This is a genomic window from Ramlibacter sp., from assembly GCF_036383835.1.
Lineage (GTDB): Bacteria > Pseudomonadota > Gammaproteobacteria > Burkholderiales > Burkholderiaceae_C > Ramlibacter.
The window spans coordinates 1-21,774 of sequence record NZ_DASVNN010000145.1 but is presented as its reverse complement, the minus strand read 5'-3'; the positions used below and the strand labels follow the sequence as shown (position 1 = coordinate 21,774).

Below are 21,774 nucleotides of genomic sequence, written 5' to 3'. Positions count from 1 at the left end.
CTCCTCCGAACTGCCGGAAGTCTAGCCCAGCAGTCGGCCCCGGCGGCTACGCCGGAAGGAGGGCTGTTGCGCGCGCGCCGCTATCCGAGCCGGATCTCGCCGTCGAAATCGACCCGCAGCTTCAGGCCCGGGATCTCCAGCGTCATCTTCGCCGGGAAGGTTTCGGTGCCCGCGACGGCGCGTTCCTGCACCGCGCGCGCCACCGCATGCTCGATCTCGCGCTGGGAGCTCACGCCCACCATCTTGAGGAACTTGCGGATGCTGATGTTCAGTTCTTCCTCGTTCATGGATGTCTCCCGCTGAGATGTCGTTCCCGCTTCAATCCGGCAATTGGATCCCCGGAAAGATCTTGATCACCGCCGCATCATCCTCGCGGCCATGCCCCGCGGACGAAGCCTGCATGAACATCTGGTGCGCCGTGGACGCAAGCGGCAAGGGGAATTTCGTCGCCCGCGCGGTGTCGAGCACCAGGCCGAGGTCCTTCACGAAGATGTCGACGGCCGACAGCGGCGTGTAGTCGTTCTTCAGCACGTGCGGCATGCGGTTCTCGAACATCCAGCTGTTGCCGGCGCTGTGCGTGATCACGTCGTAGAGCGCGTCCGCGGCCACGCCTTCGCGCAGGCCCAGCGCCATCGCCTCGGCCGCCGCGGCGATGTGCACGCCCGCCAGCAGCTGGTTGATGATCTTCACCTTGCTGCCGTTGCCGGCGCGGTCGCCCAGGCGGTACACCTTGGCGGCCATGCCTTCGAGCAGCTCGCCGGCCATGGCATAGGCCGCGGGCTTGCCGGCGGTCATCATCGTGATCTGGCCGGCGGCGGCCTTGGCCGCGCCGCCCGAGATCGGCGCATCGAGGTACAGCAGGCCGAGCCCCTCGAGCCGCTGTTCCAGGGCGACCGACCAGTTCGGGTCGACCGTCGAACACATCACGAACAGGTTGCCGCCCTTCATCGAGGAGGCCGCGCCCTTCTCGCCGAACAGCACCTGTTCCGTCTGCGCCGCGTTCACCACCACGCCGACCACCACCTCGCAGCGCGACGCCACGTCGGCCGGGCTGGTGCACGCCACGCCGCCTTCCGCCGCGAACTTGCGCGCGGCCTCGTCGCGCACGTCGTACACGTGCACGCGGTGTCCCGCGCGCCGCAACGATTGCGCCATGCCCAGGCCCATCGCGCCCAGGCCGATCAGTCCCACATCCCGCATCTCTTCTCCTTCGTGTTCGTTCGTTCAGCGCGCCCAGCGCAGCACCAGCGGATCCAGCCGCCGCGCGGTTTCCAGCAGGCCCTTGCGCACCTCCGGATGCATGGCCGCGAAGGGATGGCGCGGCGCATCGCAGGCGATGATGCCGCCTTCCTGCATCAGCGCCTTGGCCGTGAGGATGCCGCCCTGCCGGTTCTCGTGGTTGATCAGGGGCAGCCAGCGCGCATAGGCCTCGATCGCTTCGTCCCGCCGGCCCGCGAGATACGGATCGACGATGGTGCGGATGCCGTCCGGGTAGCCGCCGCCCGTCATGGAGCCGGTGGCACCCGCGTCCAGGTCCGGCAGCAGCGTGATCGCCTCCTCGCCGTCCCAAGGGCCTTCGATCGCGTCGCCGCCGAGGCGGATCAGTTCGCGCAGCTTGCTGGCCGCGCCCGCCGTTTCGATCTTGAAGTACGCCACGTTCTCGATCTCGCGCGCCATGCGGGCGAGGAAGGCGGGCGACAAAGGCGTGCCGGCCACCGGCGCGTCCTGGATCATGATCGGGATGGAGATCGCGTCCGACACCCGGGCGAAGAACTCGTGGATCTTCTCCTCGCCCACGCGGATCGTGGCGCCGTGGTAGGGCGGCATGGCCATGACCATCGCGGCGCCCTGCTCCTGCGCGCGGCGGCTGCGCGCCGCGCAGACCTCGGTGCCGAAGTGCGTGGTGGTCACGATCACCGGCACGCGGCCGGCGACGTGCTCCAGGATGGTCCGCGTCAGGAGCTCGCGCTCGTCGTCGGCGAGCAGGAACTGCTCGGAGAAGTTGGCGAGGATGCACAGCCCGTTGGAGCCGGCATCGATCATGAAGTCGACGCAGCGCTTCTGGCTGGCGATGTCCAGCGTGCCGTCCTCGCGGAACGTGGTGGGGACGACGGGGAAGACGCCGCGGTGCCGCGGCCGGCGGGAAAGGCTGTTCATGGTGCGGCCATCATAGGCCGCACCGGCGCATCAACGGAACAAGCGCGCCAGCACGACTCCCAGCGCGAAGGCGGCCGAGAGCGTGGCGAGCGGATGGCGGCGCACCTGCTCCCGCGCATCCTCCCCGAGGCCGCGCGGCATCGGCTCCGGAGCCGGCAGCGCCATCGTCGCGGGCGTGGACATGGCGGAGGTCCGTCCGCCCGGCGCCTCGCTGCGCAGGGCCGCGTCGGGCACGGCCGCGTCTTCCCCGGCGAAGTCGTCCAGTGCCGACTCGACCTCCGGCGGGTGGATGTCCCCGGTGTGCTTCATGAGCTTCCTGATATGGGGCATGCGTCTTCCTTGTGCATCGGCGTTCGTCCGCTGTCAATTTAGGCTGACGGCGCGCCCGGGTCCGTAGGAAGGCGTCGCAAGGCATTCCGGCCATGCCGCCCCGTGGCACCGCCTACGGCACCTGGCGGCGCCCGGCGATGGGCAGTCCGCGCCCGCGGGACCATCCTGCAGGCATGAACTCCCCCGCCACCCCTGTGTTCACCCTTGCCACGCAAGCGGGGGTTGCCGTGCACGTGTCCTCGATCGTGCCCGCCCCCGGCGCCGAGCCGGGCGACGCGCTCGACGGCATCGCCGCGGAATTCGCGCCGCCGGCCACACGCCGGGAGCGCCTGCGGCGCCTGCTGCTCGCGAGCCGCCAGCTCCAGCAACGCTGAAGCTTTCTTTCCCGTCGAGGGTGTCCCCTGATGACGCTGCGCGGCAGCGGCCTGTACCCTGCCGCGTCGCTGTCGACACGGGAGCCTTCATGCGCGTTCTGAAAACCCTGGCCACCGGCCTGGCGCTGCTCTGCAGCGTCGCGGCCCTGCCCGCGGCCGCCCAGTCCGATTACCCGAACAAGCCGATCAAATGGATCGTGCCCTATCCGCCGGGCGGCACCACCGACCTGCTGGCACGCCTGATGTCCACCTGGCTGTCGCAGCGGCTGAACCAGCAGGTGGTCGTGGAGAACAAGGCCGGCGGCGGCAACAACATCGGCACCGAGATGGCGGTGAAGTCGCCCGCCGACGGCTACACCATCTTCCTGGTGAACCCCGCCAACGCGATCAACGCGACGCTCTACTCGAAGCTGCCGTTCAACTTCCTGGAGGACATGGCGCCGGTGGGCGGCCTGATCCGGGTGCCGAACGTCATGACCGTGACGAAGAACTTCCCGGCCCACTCGGTGCCCGAGTTCATCGAGTACGCGAAGAAGAACCCGGACAAGGTCAACATGGCTTCGTCCGGCTCGGGCACTTCGGTGCACCTCTCGGGCGAGCTGTTCAAGTCGATGACCGGCATCCGGATGAAGCACATCCCCTACAAGGGCGCCGGCCCCGCGACCACCGACCTGATCGGCGGCCAGGTCGACCTGATCTTCGACAACATGCCTTCCATCATCGGCCACATCCGCGGCGGCTCGGTGCGTGCGCTGGCGGTGACGAGCGCGCAGCGTTCGCCGGCCCTGCCCAACGTGCCGACCGTGTCGGAGACGGTGCCCGGCTACGAGGCCAGCGCCTGGTTCGGCGTGTCCGCGCCCAAGGGAACGCCGCCCGCGGCGATCGCGCGCCTCAACCGCGAGATCAACGCGGCGCTAGCGGACCCGGGCATGCTGCAGAAGCTCGCGGACCTCGGCGGGGTGCCCATCGGCGGCACGCCGGAACAGTTCTGGGCCATCCACAAGATGGAAACGGAGAAGTGGGCGAAAGTCGTCCAGGCCTCCGGCGCCAAGGTCGAATAGCAGGAAGCCGCGCCCGCGGCGCTCAGCGCGACGACGACGGGGTGCCGCGGTTGCGCGCCGGGGGCCAGAGCGGCCCGCCGGTGCGCAGGAGGTCGGGCGCGGAATCGCCCTCCTCGGGCACGTACTTCAGCAGGAGATCGCAACCGAGTGCATCCACGGCGCGGGGCGGCACATATTCCGCAAAGCCGAGCAGTTGTAACTGGTCGCGCAGGAAACCGGCCTGCTCGAATCCCCGCAAGGTGCCGGTGCTGATCATCAGTCCGTCGGCCGACAGGACCCCGACCCGCAGCCGCACCCGTTCGTGGGTGGGCAGGCCGCACGCCATCTGGAAGGCCCGCTGTACCGCAGCGATGTCCGGGTTGGGATTCGAGCGGGTGACCATGTGGCCGAACGTAACGGCCTGCCTACACAGTTGCGCCAGAAATTGTGGGATGCGAAACGAGCCGTGTTTCAGTTCGTCGTCCCGCGGAGCGGAATTTTCAGGATCCTGCGGCCCTCGGGGTGGATGAGCCATGTTTCCGATATTTACATCGGAAATATCTGCAAATAAGTAAATCTACGGAACTGCTCTACTCCAAGGATGAGCAGCTCGAGTGCCGTCCTGTGGTTGGTCGCAGCCGTCGTGGGTCTGGCGCTCCTGCTTTACGTGGCCGGCCTCGCGAAGCGCGCGCTGGAACGGCGCGCTCGCAAGTTGCGTTACCAACGTCTTGGCCGCGAAACCGGCCCGCACCGGCCGTTGAGCCAGCCGGGCGTGCTCTACAGCGGCATGGGGCCGGAACGCGCGGCGGCGATCCGGCAGGACGCCGAAGCGGCGGCCCGCCTCGTGGCGAGCGGGCAGGCCGGCGAACCGCGCAATCCCCATCCCGCGAGCAGTCCCGAGTTCGTGCTCTGGGTGGCGACCTACCACCTCACGCTGGCCGACCTCGCCGATGAACTGCCGGCGAGCGGCGCCGCTGCGTGGCAGCCGAAGCCGCCGCCGGAGCACGGCGCCAGCCGCCACTGAGGCCGCGGATCAATCCGCAGTGATGCCCGCGGCCTTGATCGTCCTGGCCCAGAACGCCGTCTCGCTCTTCACCATCGCATCGAGCTGCGCGGGCGGCAGGTAGCGGATCTCGATGCCGGCGCCGTCGGCGCGCTGCTTCGCTTCGGGCGACTCCAGCGCCTGCTTGATGCCGGCGCTGAGCTTCTGCACGACATCGGGCGGCGTGCCCGCGGGCGCGAAGATCGCGACCCACGATTCGAGCTCGAAGCCCTTGAGTCCCGCTTCGGCCGTGGTCGGCACGTTCGGCAGGTTCGGGTGACGCCTGGCGCCCGTCACCGCGAAGGCCTTCAGCTTGCCGGAGTTCACGTGGCCCATCACCGACGGCGGCGTGGTCATGAACACCTGCACCTGGCCGGAGAGCACGTCGCGGATCGCGTCGCCCGAGCCCTTGTAGGGGATGTGGACCATGCTGGTGCCGGTCTGCATCTTGAACATCTCGGTGCCGATGTGCGAGACCGAGCCGTTGCCCTGCGAGGCGTAGCTGAGCTTGCCGGGATTCTTCTTCAGGTGCGCGATGAATTCCTGCAGCGTGTTCGCGGGCACCGAAGGATGCGCCGCGATCACGTTGGTCGCCACCGTCACCAGCGCGATCGGGGTGAAGTCCTTCTGCGCCCAGGGCAGCTTCGGCGTGAGCGAAGGATTGCCCACGTGGTAGGCAGAGTAGGAGGTCAGCAGCGTGTAGCCGTCGGCCGGCGAGCGTGCCACGTGGCTGTACGCCACGTTGCCGCTGCCGCCGCCGCGGTTGTCGACCACCACCGACTGCCCCAGCACCTTGGCGAGCGAGTCGCCGACGATGCGGGCCGAGGTGTCGACGAGGCCCCCGGGCGGGTTGGGGACGATCAGCGTGATCGGCTTGCCCGGAAAGCCTTGCGCCGCGGCGAGCGAGGCGATGAGGGCGGCACCCGCGACGAGCACCGCGTTGCGCAGGAAAGGACGTCGAGTCATGGCTTGTCTCCGTTGGGGTGGAACGGACTTTAATCCGCCTTGATCTGGGCGACCTTGATGATGCGTTCCCAGGTGCCGCGCTCCCTGGTGCCCAGCGCGGCCAGTTCGGCCGGCGTCATCGCGATCGCGGTGGCGCCCTGCTCCTCGGCACGGCGCCTGAAATCGGCGGATTCGACCACCTGGCGCACCGCGGCCGACAGCTTGTTCTGCAGGTCGGGCTGCATGCCGGACGGGCCGTACACCGCGAACCACGAGGACGCGACGAGCGCCACGCCCATCTCGGTGGCCGTCGGCACGTCGGGCAGCGAAGGCAGGCGCGTCTTGCCCGTCACCATCAGCGCCTTCAGCTTGCCGGAGCGGATGTGCGGCAGCAGCGGGGGCGGCGTGGTGATGGTCAGGTCCACCGTGCCTGCGAGCAGGTCCGTCAGCGCCGGACCGGTGCCACGGTAGGGGATGTGCGTCATGAAGGTCTTGGTCAGGTCCTTCAGCAGCTCGGTGGTGACGTGCTGCAGCGCGCCGTTGCCGCTGGATGCGTAGTTGACCTTGCCGGGGTTGGCCTTCACGTAGGCGATGAACTCCTTGAAGTCCTTCGCGGGAAAGCCGGGGCGCACCACCAGCACCTGCGGCGCGTCGATCAGGTGGCCGATCGGCTTGAGATCCCTGGAAGGATCGAAGCCCTGCACCGGCTGCAGCAGCGGCGTGATCGACTGGTAGCCGGAGTACTGCACCAGCAGCGTGGTGCCGTCGCCCGGCGCGCGGGCGACCATCTGGCCGGCGATGTTGCCGTTGCCGCCGCTGCGGTTGTCGACCACGACGGAGGTGTTGAGGATCTTCGCCAGCGGCTCGGCCAGCATGCGCGCCGACAGGTCGGTCGTGCCGCCCGGCGCGGAGCCGACCACCAGCGTGATCGGACGGTTCTGCGCGTGCAGGGGCAGCGCGATGGAGGCGGCGCCCGCGGCTGCGGCCCCGACGAAGGTTCTGCGGGAGATGGAATGCATGGTGTCTCTCATCGTTTTCAGGAAAGCGTGGCGCGCAGTTCGGTGACCGCGGCCGGAACGGGATGCAGCATGGACGTCGGGCCAGCCTTGGCGACCTGCCCCGGCACCTCGTGGCCGACGATCCCGGGCAGCGCGCGCGCCACCTGCAGCAGCTTCGCGAGATCGATGCCGGTGTCGTAGCCCATGGTCTCCAGCATGTGGATCGCGTCCTCGCTGGAGATGTTGCCGCTGGCGCCGGGCGCGTAAGGGCAGCCGCCGAGGCCGCCCAGCGAACCGTCGAAGCGCACGATGCCGGACTGCACGGCGGCCAGCACGTTGGCCAGGCCCATGCCGCGCGTGTTGTGGAAGTGCAGGGTCAGCTGCAGCTGCGGGAAACGGCGTTGCGCTTCGTCGCACATCCGGGCCACCTGCGCGGGGTTGGCCATGCCGGTGGTGTCGCAGATCGTGAGGCCGCGCACGCCGAGATCGGCGAAGCGGGCGGCCCAGCGCAGCACTTCCTCCTGCGGCACGTCGCCTTCCATGGGACAGCCGAAGGCGGTGGAGAGCGACACGTTGATCGGTGTGCGGCCGGCGACGAAGCGGATCACTTCGGCCAGCGAAGCGAAGCTCTTCCCGCGCGGCATGCGCAGGTTGGCGAGGTTGTGCGTCTCGGACGTCGACATCACGAGATTGAGCTCGTCGGCGCGCGACTCCATCGCGCGCTCGGCGCCGCGCAGGTTGGGCACCAGCACGGTGTACTCGACCCCCGGCACGCGGCGGATGCGGCCCATCACCTCCTCGGCGTCGCGCAGCATCGGGATCGCCTTGGGCGAGGTGAAGGAGGTGACTTCGATCTTCGCGTAGCCGCACCCGGAGAGCGCGTCCACCAGCTGCACCTTGGCATCGGTGGGAATGAACTCCGGCTCGATCTGGAAACCGTCGCGGGTGACGACGTCGTTGAAATGGATCCTCTTTTTCATGCCTGTCCCTTGATCACGCCGCGGCCCTTGAGCGCCGCGATCTGTTCTTCGCTGAGTCCGATCTCGCGCATCACGGCGTCCGTGTCCTGTCCCAGGCCCGGCGCATTGCGATGCTGGCCGCCCGGGGTGCGCGAGAGCTTGGGCACGATGCCCGGCACCGTGAGCCGGTCGCCGCCATCGAGCGTGATCTCCTGCAGCATGCCGCGCGCGGCATAGTGCGGATCGGCCGCGATGTCGGCCACGGTGTAGATGCGGCCGGCCGGCACCGAGGCGGCGTCCAGCACCGCCAGCACCTCGCCGACGCTGCGCGACTTCGTCCATTCGCCGATGGCCGCGTCGATCTCTTGCACGCGCTTCACGCGGCCGGCGTTGTCGGCCAGTTCGGGATCGTTGCCTAGGTCCTCGCGGCCGATCGCCGCCATCAGCCGCTTGTAAATACTGTCGCCATTGCCCGCGACCAGCGCGTAGCCGCCGTCGCTGCAGAGGTAGGCGTTGGTGGGCGCGATGCCCGGCAGCGCGCTGCCCGCCGGGCCGCGCACGGCGCCGGAGGCGCTGTGCTCGGGCAGCAGGCTTTCCATGACGTTGAACACGGCCTCGTACAGCGCGACGTCGATCACCTGCCCCTTGCCGGACCGCTGGCGCTCGTGCAGCGCCATCAGGATGCCGATCACGCCGTGCAGCGCGGCGAGCGTGTCGCCGATGCTCACGCCGACGCGCACCGGCGCGCGGCCGGGCTCGCCGCTGAGGTGGCGCAGGCCGCCCATGGCCTCGCCGACCACGCCGAAGCCGGGCCGGTCGCGGTAGGGGCCGGTCTGGCCGTAGCCGCTGATGCGCAGCACCACCAGGCGCGGATTGGCCTCGATCAGCTTGTGCGGATCGAGGTTCCAGCCCTCCATCGCACCCGGGCGGAAGTTCTCGATCAGCACGTCGGCTTCCGACGCCAGCTTGCGAACGATTTCCTGCGCTTCGGGCTGCTTGAGATCGAGCGCGACCGAGCGCTTGTTGCGCGACTGCACCTGCCACCACACCGAGGTGCCGTTCCTGACCAGGCGCCAGTTGCGCAGCGGGTCGCCGACGCCGGGCGGTTCGATCTTGACGACGTCGGCGCCGAAGTCGGCCAGGGTCTTGGCCGCGAACGGGCCGGCGATGAGCTGGCCCAGTTCCAGAACCTTGAGGCCGGCGAGCGCGCCGGCGTGGGTCTTTGTCTCCATGGGCGCGGAGTGTGCGGCGGGGCCGCCCGCGCGTCTATTGCCGTTTGCGGCCCGGAGCTTTCGCCTTTTGCGAAGGCTCGGCGAGGAAGCGCACCAGGTCCTCCACGGCGGGATCGAGCGGGCCGCTGCGGGTGGCGACCAGCAAGCGGCGCGAGGCCCAGGGATCGGACAGCGCGCGCCAGCGCAGCTTCATGGCGCCGATGATGGGCAGTGCCGCGTTCTTGGGCAGCACCGCGATGCCCAGGCCCGAGGCGACGAGGTGGCACACCGCATCGAAGCTGCGCACCTGCATGCGCAGGCGCAGCGGCCGGCCGGCGGCGTGCGCCGCCTCCTGCAGCTTCTGCAGCAGCGCGGCGCCTTCGGAAAGGCTGATCCAGTCCTCGCCCAGCGTCTCGCCGAAGGCGATCGCGCCGCGCCCGTTGAGGCGATGGCGCGCCGGCAGCACGAGGACCAGCTCGTCGCGGCGAAACAGGTGGCAGTCGAGACCCGCGGTCTCCACGCCTTCGACGAACACGCCGGCGTCCGCGCGGCCCTCGCGCAGCGCGGCGACCACGCCGGTGGAGACCTGCTCTTCGAGATCCACGCGCACCTGCGCCGCCTGTCCGGCGTAGCGCGCCAGCAGCGGCGGCAGGAACTGGGTGATCGCGGCGGTGTTCGCGCAAAGGCGCAGGTGCTTGGCGATGCCCAGGCGCAGGTCGGCGAGTTCCGTCCCCATCTGCTCCAGCGACTGCAGCAGCGAGACGGCATGCCGCGCGAACACGCGTCCCGCCGCCGTCGGCAGCACGCCGCGGCCGTGCCGCTCGAACAGCGGCTCGCCGACGGCCTCTTCCAGTTCCTTGATGCGGCGGCTGGCCGCGGCCAACGCGAGGTGCGCCTCGCGCGCCGCGGCGCTCAGGCTGCCGTGCTGCACGCAGTCGACCACCAGCCGGATCGAAACCAGGTCGAAGCGCGCGAGGTTGTAGCGGGTGCCGGGGGACTGCGCCATGGCGCGAGTGTGCCCTAGGCGCTCTTGCAGGCGGACCGTTCCGGCGGCGTGCAGCGATTCAATTGCTGGAACGGATCGCCCGTGCGCCGCTCGAACACGCCACGCCGCGCTTCGGGGGCGTACAGCGCGCCCTTCGCCTGGTACAGCAGCACTTCCAGGACCGCCGCGTTGGTGGACAGCGTGATGTTCGCCTGCGGGCCGCCGCCCTGCTCGTAGCGGCCTTCGTACCAGCCGCGGTCGGGGTCGAACAGGTAGCGCTGGCGCTCCACCAGCAGCCGCGTGTACTCCCCCGGCCAGAGCGCCCGCATGCCGAAGGCGGCGCGCGTGGACACCAGCGCGAGCCGCTCGTACTCCTTGCCGTCGCTGCCGACGGTGTTCCAGGGATAACCGGCGGCGAACACCGAATCCAGCACCAGCCACGGCGCCTGGCGCAGCTGGTAGTCGCTGCGGGCCGTGAGCTGGCCTTCGCGCTTCCAGCGTTCCTCCTGCACCCGGTACACCAGGTCGGCCTGCGGCTTCGCCATGCCGGTCGGCTCGCGGAAACCGAGCTCGATCCCCATCAGCACGTAAGGCATGGTGAGCACGGGCGCCGGCGCGCCGGTGGTGCGCGGATCGCGCGCGTCGTAGCGCACCGGCAGGCCGTAGATGTTGAAGGCCTCGCTGCGCGCCCAGCTCGCGGCCTCGCGCGTCTCGAAGCCCCAGGCGGCATAGCCCGCGGCGGCCAGCTGCTCGTACCCGAGGCGGCCTTCCTGGTAACGCTGCACCTGGCCACCGCTGCGCGATGCGCCGTACAGCGTTCCGCAATCGTCGATCACGTCGCAGAAGGTCCAGCGCAGCGCCACCTGGTCGGCGTACTCGGCGAAGCGCGGATGCCGCTGGCCGACGATGCGCAGCCACAGCATCAAGCGCCCGATGTCGACGGCGGACCAGCCGATGTCGTCCGGCCGGCCCTCGAAGTTCACCATCTTGCCGCTGCCCGCGTGGTAGGCCTTGTTCGGCAGGCGGCCGCCGGACAGGTCCATGGTGCCCAGGAAGCCGAGCAGGCGCGACAGCCGCAGGTCGAACTCGCGCGCCTCGATCACGCCGAGTTCGTGCGCGGCCATCACCGATGCCAGCGCATCGGCCGCGTTCCACACGGTGAACACCGGCTCGCGGTCCTGGCCGTTGACCAGGCCGGTCTCGTAGTCGGTGTTGTTCTCCACGTAGCGCCAGGCCGTGCGGGCCCATTGCTGCTCCGGCGTCAGCGCGCGCTTCGTGACGTTGGCGCTGCCCTCGGGGCGGCGAGCCACCAGGCCGCAGCCCGCGAGCGGCAGCGAGGCGAGCGCGGCGAGGCAGCTGCGGCGGCCGGCGCTCAGCAAGCGCGGCCTCCCTCGGCACGGCACGGCGGCTTGAAGCCGCGTTCCCACAGTCCTTGGCGCGGCGGCCCCCACTTCAGCAGCTTGCCCTGCGCCTTGTACAGCAGCGTCTCCAGCATGATGCCGTTGTTGTTGGCGGTAAAGGCACGGATCGGACCCTTGCCGTTTTCCAGGAGGCCTTCGTGGAAGCCGCGCTGCGGATCGGACTGCGAGGCGATCGCCTCGAACAGCCGGTCGGTGTACTCGGAGCGCCAGAGCACCCACATGCCCAGCGCGGCCTTCAGCGACACGGCGGCGAACTGCGGCAGGTACTTGCCGTCTTCGGTGATGGTGTTCCACGGATAGCCGTCGGTGAACACCGTGTCGTAGACGAAGTAGGGCTCGACCTCGAGCTGGTGCTCGGAGCGCGCGGTGAGGATGCCGGTGGCGCGGAAGCGGTTCTCCTGCGCCTGGTACACCCGGTGCGCGAAGTCCGCCATCCACGGATGCGTGTGCCTGCGGGCGGTGCCGCGCTCGAGGGCGAGGTCCCAGTCGAACTCGATGCCATCGAGCACGTAGCTTTCCGAGACGACGTAGTTGTGCTGGTAGTACTTGCGCGGGTCGCGGGCGTCGTAAGGCACTTCCACGCAGTAGATCGGCACCGTCGCATAGGGATCGGCGCGCGCGGCCAGTTCGGTCGACAGGCCCCACAGCTCGAAGCCCTTGGCCGAATACTCCTCGTAGCCGAGGCGGCCTTCCTGCACGTATTGCAGCTTGCGGTCCTTGTCCAGCATCGCGCCGAACATCATCCCGCGCGGGTCGACCACGTTGTCGAACTTCCAGCGCAGCACGAAGCGGTCGACCGCGTCGGCGTGCTGCGGATAGCGCTCCTTCACGATCTTCAGCCACACCAGCAGCCGGCCCAGGTCGAGCGCGGAGAAGCCGATCTCGCCCGGACGATTGGCGTAGTCCACCTTCTCCAGCGAACCCGTGTGGTAGACCTTGTTCGGCAGCTCGTTGCGAAAGAAGGCCAGCGAGTTCAGCGCTTCCAGCAGCTTGGCCAGGCGCTGGTCGGCCACGGCGGGCGCGACGACGCCCAGCTCGCGCGCGCTCACCACCGCGGCGATGTAGGAAGCCGTGTCCCACATGGTCGACGAGGGGTAGTTCTCGACGGCGTTGGCCAGGCCCGAGGGCTGCGTGTTGTTCTCGAAGTACTTCCAGGCCGTGCGCGCCATGGCGAGCTCGCGCTCGGTGAGCGCGCCGTTCCGGCGTTCGTAGCGCGCGGCCGGCACGTCGCCCGGCTTGCAGTCGGCGGCACCCGGCGTTCCGGCCGCGAAGGCGGCGACCGGCAGCACCAGCAGCAGCGCGAGGAGTCGTCGCATCATGGTTTCCGTTCCCCGGGGCGATGCACCTGCAGCGCCGGGCCGCGCGCGATGTAGGCCAGGCTTTCCAGGATCACGGCGTTGGTGTTGGCGGTGAGCGCGCGATTGGGCTTGCCGCCCTCCTCGTACAGGCCGGCCTGGAATCCCCGGCCCGGCTCCTGCAACGTCGCGGCCTTGGCCACCAGCTGCGCCGTGTAGTCGGTGCGGAACAGCGCGTGCCAGGCGAATGCCGCCTTGGTCGACAGGGTGCGCAGCGGCGCGGCGTCCTCGCCCTTGTCGTTGACGGTGGCCCAGGCACGGCCGGCGGACCAGACGCTGTTGTAGACGAAGTACGGCGCCTGGTCGACGTGGTCCTCCGACACCGCGGTGAGCACGCCCGTGCTGCGGAATCGCTGCTCCTGCGCGCGATAGACGCGCCAGGCGCATTCGCGCGCGCTGCGGGTCCAGCCGAACTCCAGGCCGCTCAATGCATAGGGTTCGCTCACGACGTAGTTCTGCGCACCGAAGCGCTTCGGGTCGCGGGCATCGGCGCAGACCTGCACGCCGCCCACGTCGACCAGCCGCAGGTGGCGGCGCCAGTCGGCGGCCCCTTCGACGTCGAGGCCCATCAGCTCGAAGGTGCGGGCCGCGTACTGCTCGTAGCCCAGGCGCCCTTCCTGCGTCGCCCGCGGCTGCGCGCCGGCCGCATGCTGCATGCCGAACAGCTCGCCGCCGCGCGCGAGCTGTTCCGTGTTCCAGCGCGCCAGCACGCGCCGCACCGCCGGCGTGTGCACCGAGTGCTGCCACACGATCGTGTTCAGCGGCACCAGCAGCCGGCCGATGTCGATCGCCGACCAGCCGACGCCCTGCGGCGCGGCCTGGTTGGCGTAGTCGGTCATGTCCAGCGAGCCGACGTCGTAGGACTTGTTGGGCAGCTGCCCGCCGTAGAGCGGCATGGTTTCGAGCGCGACCAGCGCCTTGGCGATGCGCAGGTCGAAGCCGCGCTTCTCGATCAATCCGAGGTCATGCGCGGAGAGCACCGCCAGCAGGTAGGACGCGGTGTCCCACATGGTGGTGCCCTGGAAGCCCGCCACCGAGGGCGCGAGTCCCGTTTCGGGGTTCGTGTTTTCCTCGAAGTAACGCCAGGCGACCGCGGCCCAGGCCTTCTCCTGCTCGTTGAGCGCGCGCGGCGCGGGCGTCGCGGCGATGCCGGTGCTGTCCGGCAGCTGCGGCGACGCGGCGCCCGCGGACGCGGCATTGCGCCGTGCGATCAGCTCCTTGCCGCTCTGCTTCTCGATCCACCAGACGGCGCCGAAGGCCACCAGGATCGCGAGGATCCAGACGATGGTGGCGCGGGCCTTGACGAGGTTGCTTTCCATGCGTTCCCGATCCCCCTCAGGGCATCGCCGGCTGCGGCGCGCCCTCTTGCGTTTCTTCTTCCGGCCGCCACAGCGCCGCGCGCACCAGCGGCAGCATGGCGAACACGTTGTTGAGGCCCCAGGCCACGTTGACCACCAGGTTGGGCAGCTCCCCTTCGTGGCCCTGCACGAACACGCGCCAGGCCGCGTACGCCAGGCCGGCGAGCGTCAGCACGATGATGGCGATCTGCGGATAGACCAGGTGCAGGAACGCGCCTTCCTGCCGGTCCTTGGGCGTGACGTGGAACTTGATCTTCTCGCCGCGCAGCACGGTCCACAGCGCGCGGAAGTTGACGGGGAAGAAGGAGAGGTAGGAAGCCTTGCCGTCCCAGCTGCGCACGCCCCAGGTCCCCACCATGAAGGCGATCTCGTTGAGCAGGAGGAAGGGCAGCGCGTGCAGGTAGAACGCGGTCGAATACGACGACAGCGGCGCGACGCCGGTGAACAGGTAGATGATGGGCGCGGCCAGGAACACCAGGTTCCACAGGCAACCCAGGTAGGACCAGAAGGTGGTGAGGTACATCAGCCGCTGCGACAGCGTCATGCGGCCCTGCAGCAGCGGGTTGTCGCGCAGCGCGATGTCCAGCGTGCCGCCGGCGTACTTGAAACGCTGGATCATCCACGTGAGCAGGTCCTGCGGCGACAGCATGCGCGACTCCACCTGCGGGTGCAGCACGGACTTCCAACGGCGCGCCGGGTCGTTGTGCAGCACGATCGAGGTGTAGATGTCCTCGGAGACGTGGAACTTGTAGGGCGTGAGCTCCTGCTCGATCGCGACCTGCCGCCGCATCTCGTCGCTGAAGTCGTCGCGCAGCACGGGGTCGGCGATCTCCCCGGCGAAGCGGCCCACCTCGCGGTCCACCGACAGCGCGAAGCTGCGCAGCGCCGCCTGCATCACCGCCTCGCGCCGGTGGATGGATCCGGCGCCGCAGCAGAACGAGGCGAAGCACCAGTTGCGCCGCCGCATGATGACGTCGTAGAACATCTGCGGGTCGTTCACGAACGGGTCCTGCCCGAAGCGCACCGGCCCGACGAGGCGCTCGGCGGCGCGCCCGAGCCAGCGTCCGGCGCTTCCCAGCCTGCGCCCCAGCCAGTCGGGCAGCGACGTGCCTTCCGGGATGTCGTAGAACCACTGCGGGGTCTGCACCCAGGCGACGTCGGGATCGCGGAAGTAGCCCAGCGTGTGTTCCACGCAGGTGGGGAACAGGCGCGTGTCGGCATCGCAGATCACGATGAAGTCGCCCGAGGTCTGCTCCATCGCGTTGCGCAGGTTGCCGGCCTTGAAGCCGGCGTTGCTGGTGCGCGTGATGTAGTGGACGTCCTCTTCTTCCGCGACCTGCCGCATCGTCGCGCGGCGGCCGTCGTCGAGCACGTGCACCCGCAGGTCGATCGGATGCGGATAGCGCAGGCGCTTCGCGTCCCGGATCGACAGCCGCACCAGTTCCTCTTCCTCGTTGTAGGTCGTGATGAAGACGTCGACGGCGACGGGACGCTCGCCCGCGCCCGGGTCGATGCATTCGGCCGCGGTGCGCGGCGGCGGCCGGCGCGGCACGTCGCGCGTCTTCCAGAGGTTGAAGACGAACAGCAGCAGGCCGATGTAGGCGAGCGTTTCGGCCACGGCCAGCGGGATCGCGAACCAGAGCGCGTCGTGGTTGAGCGAGGACGTCCAGCGCCAGCGGATGTAGTTGGCGCCCAGCACCAGCGCCACGATCGCGAGGAACTGCCACAGCAGCTCGCGTGCCGGCGAATGCGGAGCGGGGTCGGGCGGGCGGCGATGCTCGAAGCGGCGGAAGTAGAAGTCCGGTTCGCTCATCGGAAGCGCTTTCCGAGGCGCAGCCGGTTCACGCCCGCCTTGCTGCTGTACGCCACGTGGTCGAACGCGGTCTTGACGATGCCCAGCCCCATGCCGCCCTCGGGCAGGCCGCCGATGTCGGTGGGATCGAAGCCGAAGGTGGTGCTCGGGCCGGCCGTGTCGAGGCGATCGCGCGGGATCGGCTGGCCGGCATCGCGCACCTCCACCACGAAGCCGCTGCCGCTGGCGGACCACGCCACGTCGATCGCGGGCCCGCCGAGGCCGGCGTAACCGTGCTCCACGATATTGGTGAGCACCTCGGCCAGCGCGATCGCCACGTTGAAGCGGTCGTGCTCCGACAGCCGCTCCGGCAGCCGCGCCTGCCAGGCTTCCACCGCGCGCGCGACGTCCGGCAGCGTCGGCTGCACCGTCATGCGCTCGGCACTCCCCGGTTTCACGCAGCAAGACGCGCGATGGCGTCCTCGCGGTTGCCGTGCATGGAAAAGACCTTGTCCATGCGCGTGAGCTGGAACAGGCTCTGCACCGCGCCGCGCGCGTTGCAGACGGCGACGGCCCCGCGGTTGCCGACGTTCTTCAGGATCGACACCATCGCGCCGAGCCCGCTGGAGTCGAGGAACTCCACGCCGGCCAGGTCCAGCACGATGCGCGTGTCGCCGCCTTCCACCAGCTGCACCACCGCCTGCTTGAAGGCGGGCGCCACGGACGCATCCAGCCGCTTCACCGTCGGCGCCACCACCGCCACGCCGCGCTCGCGGCTCACTCCCACCAGTTCCATGCTCGCTCCTTGCCGCCGCACCTTACCATTCCCCGGTCCAGCTGATCGTGATGCTTCCGCTGCGGAAGCTGCCTTCGCCCGTGCCGCGGCCGCGGCCGGGGAAGCGGTTGCCCGAGTAGTTGTTGTATCGCACCGTGAAGCGGCCGGGGCCCGGATGCTCGTAACCGAAACCGTAGGTGAAATCCGGATCCCAGGGCTGCTGCTGCGAGCGGCGCCAGGCCTGCAGCGCGAGGTGCGCGAACCAGCCCTCCGGCCGGGTATAGCGGCAGCCCAGCGAGGCCGAGGTCTTGCCGGAGCGCTGCCCGCCGCCGTCGAACTCGACGTAGCGCGGCATGACGTGCAGGCCGGCGGTGCACAAGGCCTGGTCGCCGTCGCCCACCAGGAACACCGGCTGCAGCGTTTCCGGCAGCGCGAAGCGGCGCGACAGCGTCCACTGCCCCTGGGCGAAGTTGAGGCGCCGCTCGCCGGCGGCACGGTCGGGAGACAAGCGCGTGCCGGTGTAGTTGGCGTACACCAGGCTCCAGGTGCCGGGCCGAAAGTCCTCGTAGCCGAAGGAATAGGTGAAATCGGGATGCCAGGGCTGCTGCCGGTCGCGGTGCAGGTAGCGCAGCAGCGTGAGTTGCCCGAACCAGAAGGCATCGTGCCGGGGCACCCAGCGCAGGCTTGCCTGCAGCGTGGGCGAAGCGGCGGTGGAGCCCTGCGTGCCGCGGCCCGGCGCGTTGGTGCCGCCGCCGCGCAAGGGGAAATCGGCGGCGAGCTGCAGGGTCAGGTGCGGTTGTCGCGCGGGCTCGTCGGCCGCGACGGGACCGGCGGACGTGTAGACCGGATCGACCTGCGCCGGCGGCTCGATGTAGGTGCCGCCGCGCTGCTCGGTGCCGACCGCGGGCACCTGGGCGGCGGCGTGCGTCGAGCCCAGCGCGACCAGCGTTGCGCAGCAGAGGATCCTGCGCATCAACGGCCCCACCGCGGCACGGGCGGCGGCTCGCTCGGCGCCGGTGCGGCCGGCAGGTCCGGAGCGGGACCCTGCGCCGGCACCACGGCCGGCGTGACGGCCGTGCCCGCGCCCGGCTCCCAGCGCCAGATGCGGATGGAGGCGATGTCCAGGCGCGCCGGCAGGCGGCTGTCGTCGATGTCGCCGCCCCAGGTGCCGCCCAGCGCGAGGTTGATGCGCAGCTGCATGGGCCGGCGCAGCGGATCGGTGCCGTCGACCGCCGCGTGCGCGGGATCGAACTCGAACAGCAGTTCGTCGTCGAGGAACACGGCGATGCGTTGCGGCGTCCACTCCACGGCGTGCACGTGCCAGCGCCCCTCGAGGCCGGGCACGACGCGGCTGCCGTTGCGGTGCTGCCGCGTCTGCGGCTCGCGCCCGTAGTGCACGCCGGCGAACGCCGTGTCGGGGTGCTTGCCGACGGCTTCGAAGACGTCGATCTCGCCGTACTGGCCGGCGCTCTCGTGCAGCAGCCAGATCGCCGGCCACGTGCCGGCGCCCGACGGCCCGCGCGCTACGATCTCGAAGCGGCCGTACTGGAAGCTGCGGCGCGACACGAGCGACGCCGAGGTGTATTCCGACTGGCGCTGCGACTCGCGCCAGCCGCGCGCGCCGCTGCGGTAGGCCGCATTCGGCACCGCTTCGCGCCGCCCTTCGATGCGCAGGAAGCCCTGCCCCACGCTCACGTTCGCGGGCGTGTAGTACTGCTTCTCGCGGTTGCGGAAGAAGCCGGTCTCCAGCGACCAGGACGCCGCGTCGAGCGCCTGGGCCGCGGAGAAGTCCTGCACCTGGTCGAGCTTCCAGTCAGCCATGGCGATCGCTGGCACGAGCGCGCATGCCCAGAGCCAGGCCTTGGCGGCTTGCGGCATCGCTCAACGCCCCTCCACCGCGAGGAAGGTGACGTCGTCGTGGAACGGACCGTCGCCGTGCCAGGCACGCAGCGCCGCATGCAAGCGGCGTCCCGCCTCGTTCAAGGTCTCGTCGCGATGGCGCTGCAGCAGCTGGCGCAGGCGGTCGATGCCGAACTCCTGGCCGGCCGTGTCCTGGCAGTCGGTGATGCCGTCCGAATAGAGCGCCAGCCGCGCGCCGGCGCCGAAGGGCAGCACCACCGCCTCGTAGCCGGGCTCCGGCAGGATGCCCACCGGCAGGCCGCCGTCGCCCACCGGCACGAGTTCGTCCTGGGCCCGCGCGGCATGCAGCGCGGGCGGATGGCCGGCCTGCACCACGGCGAGCTGCCCCGCCGCGGGATCGATCAGGCCGTAGAGCAGCGTGAGGTAGAGGCTCGTTTCCTTCATCTGCAGGAAGCGGCGGTTGTATTCGGTGACCGCCGCCACGGCCGCCGCGCCGAGGCCCTGCGCCTGCAGGACCGGGGGCGCCACGTACTGCGACACCGCGCGCAGCTGCTGCTGCACGTGGAAGGCCATCATGGCCGCGGCGACGCCGTGGCCGGAGACGTCGGCCAGGAAGAAGCCGACGCAGCCACCGGGCAGTTCGAAGTAGTCGAAGATGTCGCCGCCGACGTAGCCCGAAGCCTCGAACACCCAGTCGAAGCCGATGCGGCCGAAGTTGCCGGCGGGCGGCAGCTGCCCGAGCTGCAGCACGCGCGCCAGCTCCAGTTCGCGGCTGAGCTGCTCGTACGCTTCGGCCAGGTCGCGGTTGCGGCTCGCCAGGCCCGCTTCGAGGCCCAGCACGCGCTCGGCCGCGCGCAGGCGGGCGCCGAGCTCCTGCAGGCGGATCGGCTTGGGCACGAAGTCGTCGACGCCGGCCTCCATCGCGGCGACCAGCGAGGACTCCTCGCGCGCCGTCGTGAGCATGATGCAGTAGATGTACGCATCGGACCGCAGCGCGCGGATGGCGCGGCACAGCGCGAGTCCGTCCATGCGCGGCATGTGGCGGTCGGTCAGCACCAGGTTGATGCCGCCGTCGCGCACGCGCTCCAGCGCCTCCTGGCCGTCCGCGCAATCCTCGGCTTCGTAGCCGCGCGAGCGCAGGAACGCGCACAGCAGCTGCACGATGATGGGATCGTCGTCGACGACGAGGGCGCGGATCGGCGGCGATTCGGACGGGAGGGCCGTCATCGCTGCGCCGCGGCCCGCGCCATCGCCGTCATGGCGTGCCGCATGGCCGTTTCAAAATCGTCGGGAACGCGCTCGTCCTGCATGCGGGCGCATGCTGCCACACTCGGCCACGGTCGGGGAGCCCCCGCTCCTAATCCTCGCCCATGTGCAGCCATTCCGCCTCGGCCATGGACTGCATGAAGGCCATGACGCCTTCGAGCACGCCGGCGCGTTCGGCCCACTCGACCTGCTCGCGGAAGCACAGCCGCTTGGTGAGGGACGGCGTGACCGCCCAGGCGGCCCCGGTCGGCGGCATCGGCGGCTGCGCGAAGCCGCGCAGCGTCTTGCGCGGCGGCAGCATGGCCGTGAATGCGTTCCAGCGCTCCGGCCGCGGGCACACCCGGTTGTTGCGGCGCGCGACCAGCATCGCGGCGTCGAGGGTGAAGAGCGGCTGCGGTTCGCGCGCGGCCCTGGGCAGCACGCGCATGCGGCCGCCCGAGGGCAGCGTCGGCGCCCAGGCGACCTCCTCGTGCGGCAGCCCGGGCGGCTGCGTCAGCGGCGCCGTGTCGGCGAAGCGTCCTTCCTGCTGGCTCTTCAGCTCGTTCCACAGCGCCCAGGCGGAATCGCCGTCGCTGTGGACGGCCTCCGGGAGCGGAATGGAATCGCCGGCTTCCCAGGGACGATCGAGGTCCTTGCGGGATGCGGGCTTCCTGGGCAGGGAGAAAGGCATCTTGCGGACCACTGTAAGCGCGAGGACGCGCGCGGCGCGGTTCGGCGTCAGGCAGGTTAAGCGCCTTGCGGCGAGGGAGCGGACGCCACGGATGACTACACTGCGGCGATGCGCCCGGCGCCTTCCCGCAATCCGCAATCCCTCACCGGACTCCTTCCCTTCCTGCGGCCCTACCGCGGCCGCATCGCGCTCGCCGTGCTGTTCCTGCTGCTGGCGGCCGGCGCGATGCTGCTGTTCCCGGTGGCGCTGCGCACGATGATCGACCAGGGCCTCGCGGCCGGGCCGGGCGACCGGCTGGTGGCGTTGCGCGAGCACTTCCTGCTGCTGTTCGCCGTCGCGATCGCGCTGGCGCTGTTCTCGGCGGGACGCTTCTATCTCGTGAGCTGGCTCGGCGAGCGCGTCACGGCGGACCTGCGCAATGCCGTGTACGCGCACGTGCTGGAGCAAAGCCCGGCCTTCTTCGAGGACACGCAGACCGGCGAAGTGCTGTCGCGGCTCACCACCGACACGACCCTGGTGCAGACGGTGGTCGGTTCGTCCTTCTCGATGGGCCTGCGCAACCTGGTGATGGGCGTCGGCGCGCTCGCGATGCTGGTGATCACGCATCCCTACGTGATGTCGCTGGCGCTCGCGGCGGTGGTCGTGGTGGTGCTGCCCGCCATGGCCTTCGGCCGCCGCGTGCGGCGCCTGTCGCGCGCGAGCCAGGACCGCGTGGCCGACTCCAGCGCGATCGCGGCGGAAGTGCTCAATGCGATCCCGGTGGTGCAGAGCTACGCGGCGGAGCGGCGCGAGGCACGGCGCTTCCAGGCCGCCACGGAAACGGCGTTCGGCACCGGCGTGCGCCGCACGCGCGCCCGCGCCGCGCTGGTCGCCTTCGTGATCGTCGCGAATGCGGCACTCATGCTGTGGGGCCTGTACCAGGGCACGCAGGCGGTGCTGAAGGGAACGATCACCGCGGGCCAGCTCGGGCAGGCCGCGTTCTACGTGGCGATCTTCGCGGGCGCGGTGGCCGTGCTGGGCGAGGTGTACGGCGACCTGCTGCGCGCCGCCGGCGCGACGGAGCGGCTGATGGAGCTGCTGGCGAGCCGCTCGCCGGTGGTGTCGCCCGCGCAACCCGCGGCGGCGCCGGCGCTGCGCTCCGGCAGCGCCGTTCGCTTCGAGGGCGTGCGCTTCCACTATCCCTCGCGGCCGGCCACGCCGGCGCTCGCCGGCTTCGATCTGCAGGTGGCGGCCGGC

At 70.3% G+C, this 21,774-nt stretch carries 24 protein-coding genes; 4 read left to right on the top strand and 20 right to left on the bottom strand.

Translation table 11 applies throughout. The annotated features are described in order from the left end of the window. Positions 1-80: 80 nt before the first annotated feature. The 4 genes from VF522_RS22720 to VF522_RS22705 are packed head-to-tail and all read right to left on the bottom strand — an operon-like array spanning position 81 to position 2,487. Entirely contained in the window at positions 81-287 is a 207-nt protein-coding gene (locus VF522_RS22720; protein ID WP_330910611.1) for a DUF6494 family protein, read from the bottom strand. Positions 288-318: 31 nt separating this feature from the next. Next, entirely contained in the window at positions 319-1,200 is an 882-nt protein-coding gene (gene ltnD / locus VF522_RS22715; RefSeq protein WP_330910610.1) for an L-threonate dehydrogenase, read from the bottom strand. Positions 1,201-1,224: 24 nt separating this feature from the next. After that, positions 1,225-2,157, bottom strand: a complete 933-nt coding sequence (locus VF522_RS22710; protein ID WP_330910609.1) for a dihydrodipicolinate synthase family protein — start codon at positions 2,155-2,157, stop codon at positions 1,225-1,227. 30 nt (positions 2,158-2,187) lie between these two features. Beyond that, positions 2,188-2,487, bottom strand: coding sequence for a hypothetical protein (locus VF522_RS22705; protein WP_330910608.1), 300 nt, complete (start codon positions 2,485-2,487; stop codon positions 2,188-2,190). 173 nt (positions 2,488-2,660) lie between these two features. Here VF522_RS22705 and VF522_RS22700 point away from each other — a divergent pair, with 173 nt between their 5' ends. After that, entirely contained in the window at positions 2,661-2,861 is a 201-nt protein-coding gene (locus VF522_RS22700) for a hypothetical protein (protein WP_330910607.1), read from the top strand. Positions 2,862-2,950: 89 nt separating this feature from the next. Beyond that, a complete protein-coding gene (locus tag VF522_RS22695) occupies positions 2,951-3,922 on the top strand; it encodes a tripartite tricarboxylate transporter substrate binding protein (RefSeq protein WP_330910606.1) in 972 nt (323 codons plus the stop codon). A 22-nt stretch (positions 3,923-3,944) separates the two neighbouring features. On the opposite strand, the gene VF522_RS22690 is transcribed toward VF522_RS22695, so the two are convergent. Beyond that, positions 3,945-4,304, bottom strand: a complete 360-nt coding sequence (locus tag VF522_RS22690) for a hypothetical protein (protein WP_330910605.1) — start codon at positions 4,302-4,304, stop codon at positions 3,945-3,947. A gap of 198 nt (positions 4,305-4,502) precedes the next feature. Between VF522_RS22690 and VF522_RS22685 the strand changes: the two genes are divergently transcribed. Continuing rightward, positions 4,503-4,925: a hypothetical protein gene (locus VF522_RS22685; protein ID WP_330910604.1), complete on the top strand. Its 423-nt coding sequence runs from the start codon at positions 4,503-4,505 to the stop codon at positions 4,923-4,925. A 9-nt stretch (positions 4,926-4,934) separates the two neighbouring features. Here VF522_RS22685 and VF522_RS22680 read toward each other — a convergent pair whose 3' ends face one another. From VF522_RS22680 to VF522_RS22610, 15 genes are all read right to left on the bottom strand, one after another. Beyond that, positions 4,935-5,909: a tripartite tricarboxylate transporter substrate binding protein gene (locus tag VF522_RS22680; protein WP_330910603.1), complete on the bottom strand. Its 975-nt coding sequence runs from the start codon at positions 5,907-5,909 to the stop codon at positions 4,935-4,937. A 29-nt stretch (positions 5,910-5,938) separates the two neighbouring features. Further along, positions 5,939-6,907, bottom strand: a complete 969-nt coding sequence (locus tag VF522_RS22675; protein ID WP_330910602.1) for a tripartite tricarboxylate transporter substrate binding protein — start codon at positions 6,905-6,907, stop codon at positions 5,939-5,941. Positions 6,908-6,924: 17 nt separating this feature from the next. Further along, positions 6,925-7,866: a hydroxymethylglutaryl-CoA lyase gene (locus VF522_RS22670; protein WP_330910601.1), complete on the bottom strand. Its 942-nt coding sequence runs from the start codon at positions 7,864-7,866 to the stop codon at positions 6,925-6,927. Continuing rightward, positions 7,863-9,077 (bottom strand): CaiB/BaiF CoA-transferase family protein, encoded by a 1,215-nt coding sequence (locus VF522_RS22665; protein WP_330910600.1) that lies wholly within the window; start codon positions 9,075-9,077, stop codon positions 7,863-7,865. The genes VF522_RS22670 and VF522_RS22665 overlap by 4 nt, the downstream gene beginning before the upstream one ends. 34 nt (positions 9,078-9,111) lie before the next feature. Further along, the gene (locus tag VF522_RS22660; RefSeq protein WP_330910599.1) at positions 9,112-10,062 is read right to left on the bottom strand and encodes a LysR family transcriptional regulator; all 951 of its coding nucleotides are present in this window, start codon (positions 10,060-10,062) and stop codon (positions 9,112-9,114) included. A 14-nt stretch (positions 10,063-10,076) separates the two neighbouring features. After that, positions 10,077-11,420, bottom strand: a complete 1,344-nt coding sequence (locus VF522_RS22655; protein ID WP_330910598.1) for a DUF3131 domain-containing protein — start codon at positions 11,418-11,420, stop codon at positions 10,077-10,079. Further along, positions 11,414-12,781: a DUF3131 domain-containing protein gene (locus VF522_RS22650; protein WP_330910597.1), complete on the bottom strand. Its 1,368-nt coding sequence runs from the start codon at positions 12,779-12,781 to the stop codon at positions 11,414-11,416. Before VF522_RS22650 ends, VF522_RS22655 begins: the two co-directional genes overlap by 7 nt. Beyond that, complete coding sequence (locus VF522_RS22645; protein ID WP_330910596.1) at positions 12,778-14,136, bottom strand: DUF3131 domain-containing protein; 1,359 nt, start codon at positions 14,134-14,136, stop codon at positions 12,778-12,780. The genes VF522_RS22650 and VF522_RS22645 overlap by 4 nt, the downstream gene beginning before the upstream one ends. A gap of 16 nt (positions 14,137-14,152) precedes the next feature. Further along, positions 14,153-15,988: a glycosyltransferase gene (locus VF522_RS22640; RefSeq protein ID WP_330910595.1), complete on the bottom strand. Its 1,836-nt coding sequence runs from the start codon at positions 15,986-15,988 to the stop codon at positions 14,153-14,155. Beyond that, entirely contained in the window at positions 15,985-16,401 is a 417-nt protein-coding gene (locus VF522_RS22635; protein WP_330910594.1) for an ATP-binding protein, read from the bottom strand. Before VF522_RS22635 ends, VF522_RS22640 begins: the two co-directional genes overlap by 4 nt. A gap of 20 nt (positions 16,402-16,421) precedes the next feature. Further along, positions 16,422-16,763, bottom strand: coding sequence for an STAS domain-containing protein (locus VF522_RS22630; RefSeq protein ID WP_330910593.1), 342 nt, complete (start codon positions 16,761-16,763; stop codon positions 16,422-16,424). A gap of 22 nt (positions 16,764-16,785) precedes the next feature. Continuing rightward, positions 16,786-17,715 carry a hypothetical protein gene (locus VF522_RS22625; protein WP_330910592.1) on the bottom strand — a complete coding sequence of 310 codons (930 nt, stop codon included), beginning with the start codon at positions 17,713-17,715 and terminating at the stop codon, positions 16,786-16,788. Beyond that, complete coding sequence (locus VF522_RS22620) at positions 17,715-18,563, bottom strand: glycoside hydrolase family 16 protein (RefSeq protein ID WP_330910591.1); 849 nt, start codon at positions 18,561-18,563, stop codon at positions 17,715-17,717. The genes VF522_RS22625 and VF522_RS22620 overlap by 1 nt, the downstream gene beginning before the upstream one ends. A gap of 60 nt (positions 18,564-18,623) precedes the next feature. After that, the gene (locus VF522_RS22615; RefSeq protein ID WP_330910590.1) at positions 18,624-19,829 is read right to left on the bottom strand and encodes a PP2C family protein-serine/threonine phosphatase; all 1,206 of its coding nucleotides are present in this window, start codon (positions 19,827-19,829) and stop codon (positions 18,624-18,626) included. 130 nt (positions 19,830-19,959) lie between these two features. Next, positions 19,960-20,538: a hypothetical protein gene (locus VF522_RS22610; protein ID WP_330910589.1), complete on the bottom strand. Its 579-nt coding sequence runs from the start codon at positions 20,536-20,538 to the stop codon at positions 19,960-19,962. A gap of 108 nt (positions 20,539-20,646) precedes the next feature. Between VF522_RS22610 and VF522_RS22605 the strand changes: the two genes are divergently transcribed. Next, positions 20,647-21,774 (top strand): ABC transporter transmembrane domain-containing protein (locus VF522_RS22605; RefSeq protein WP_330910588.1); only part of this gene is annotated, 1,128 nt, incomplete at its 3' end.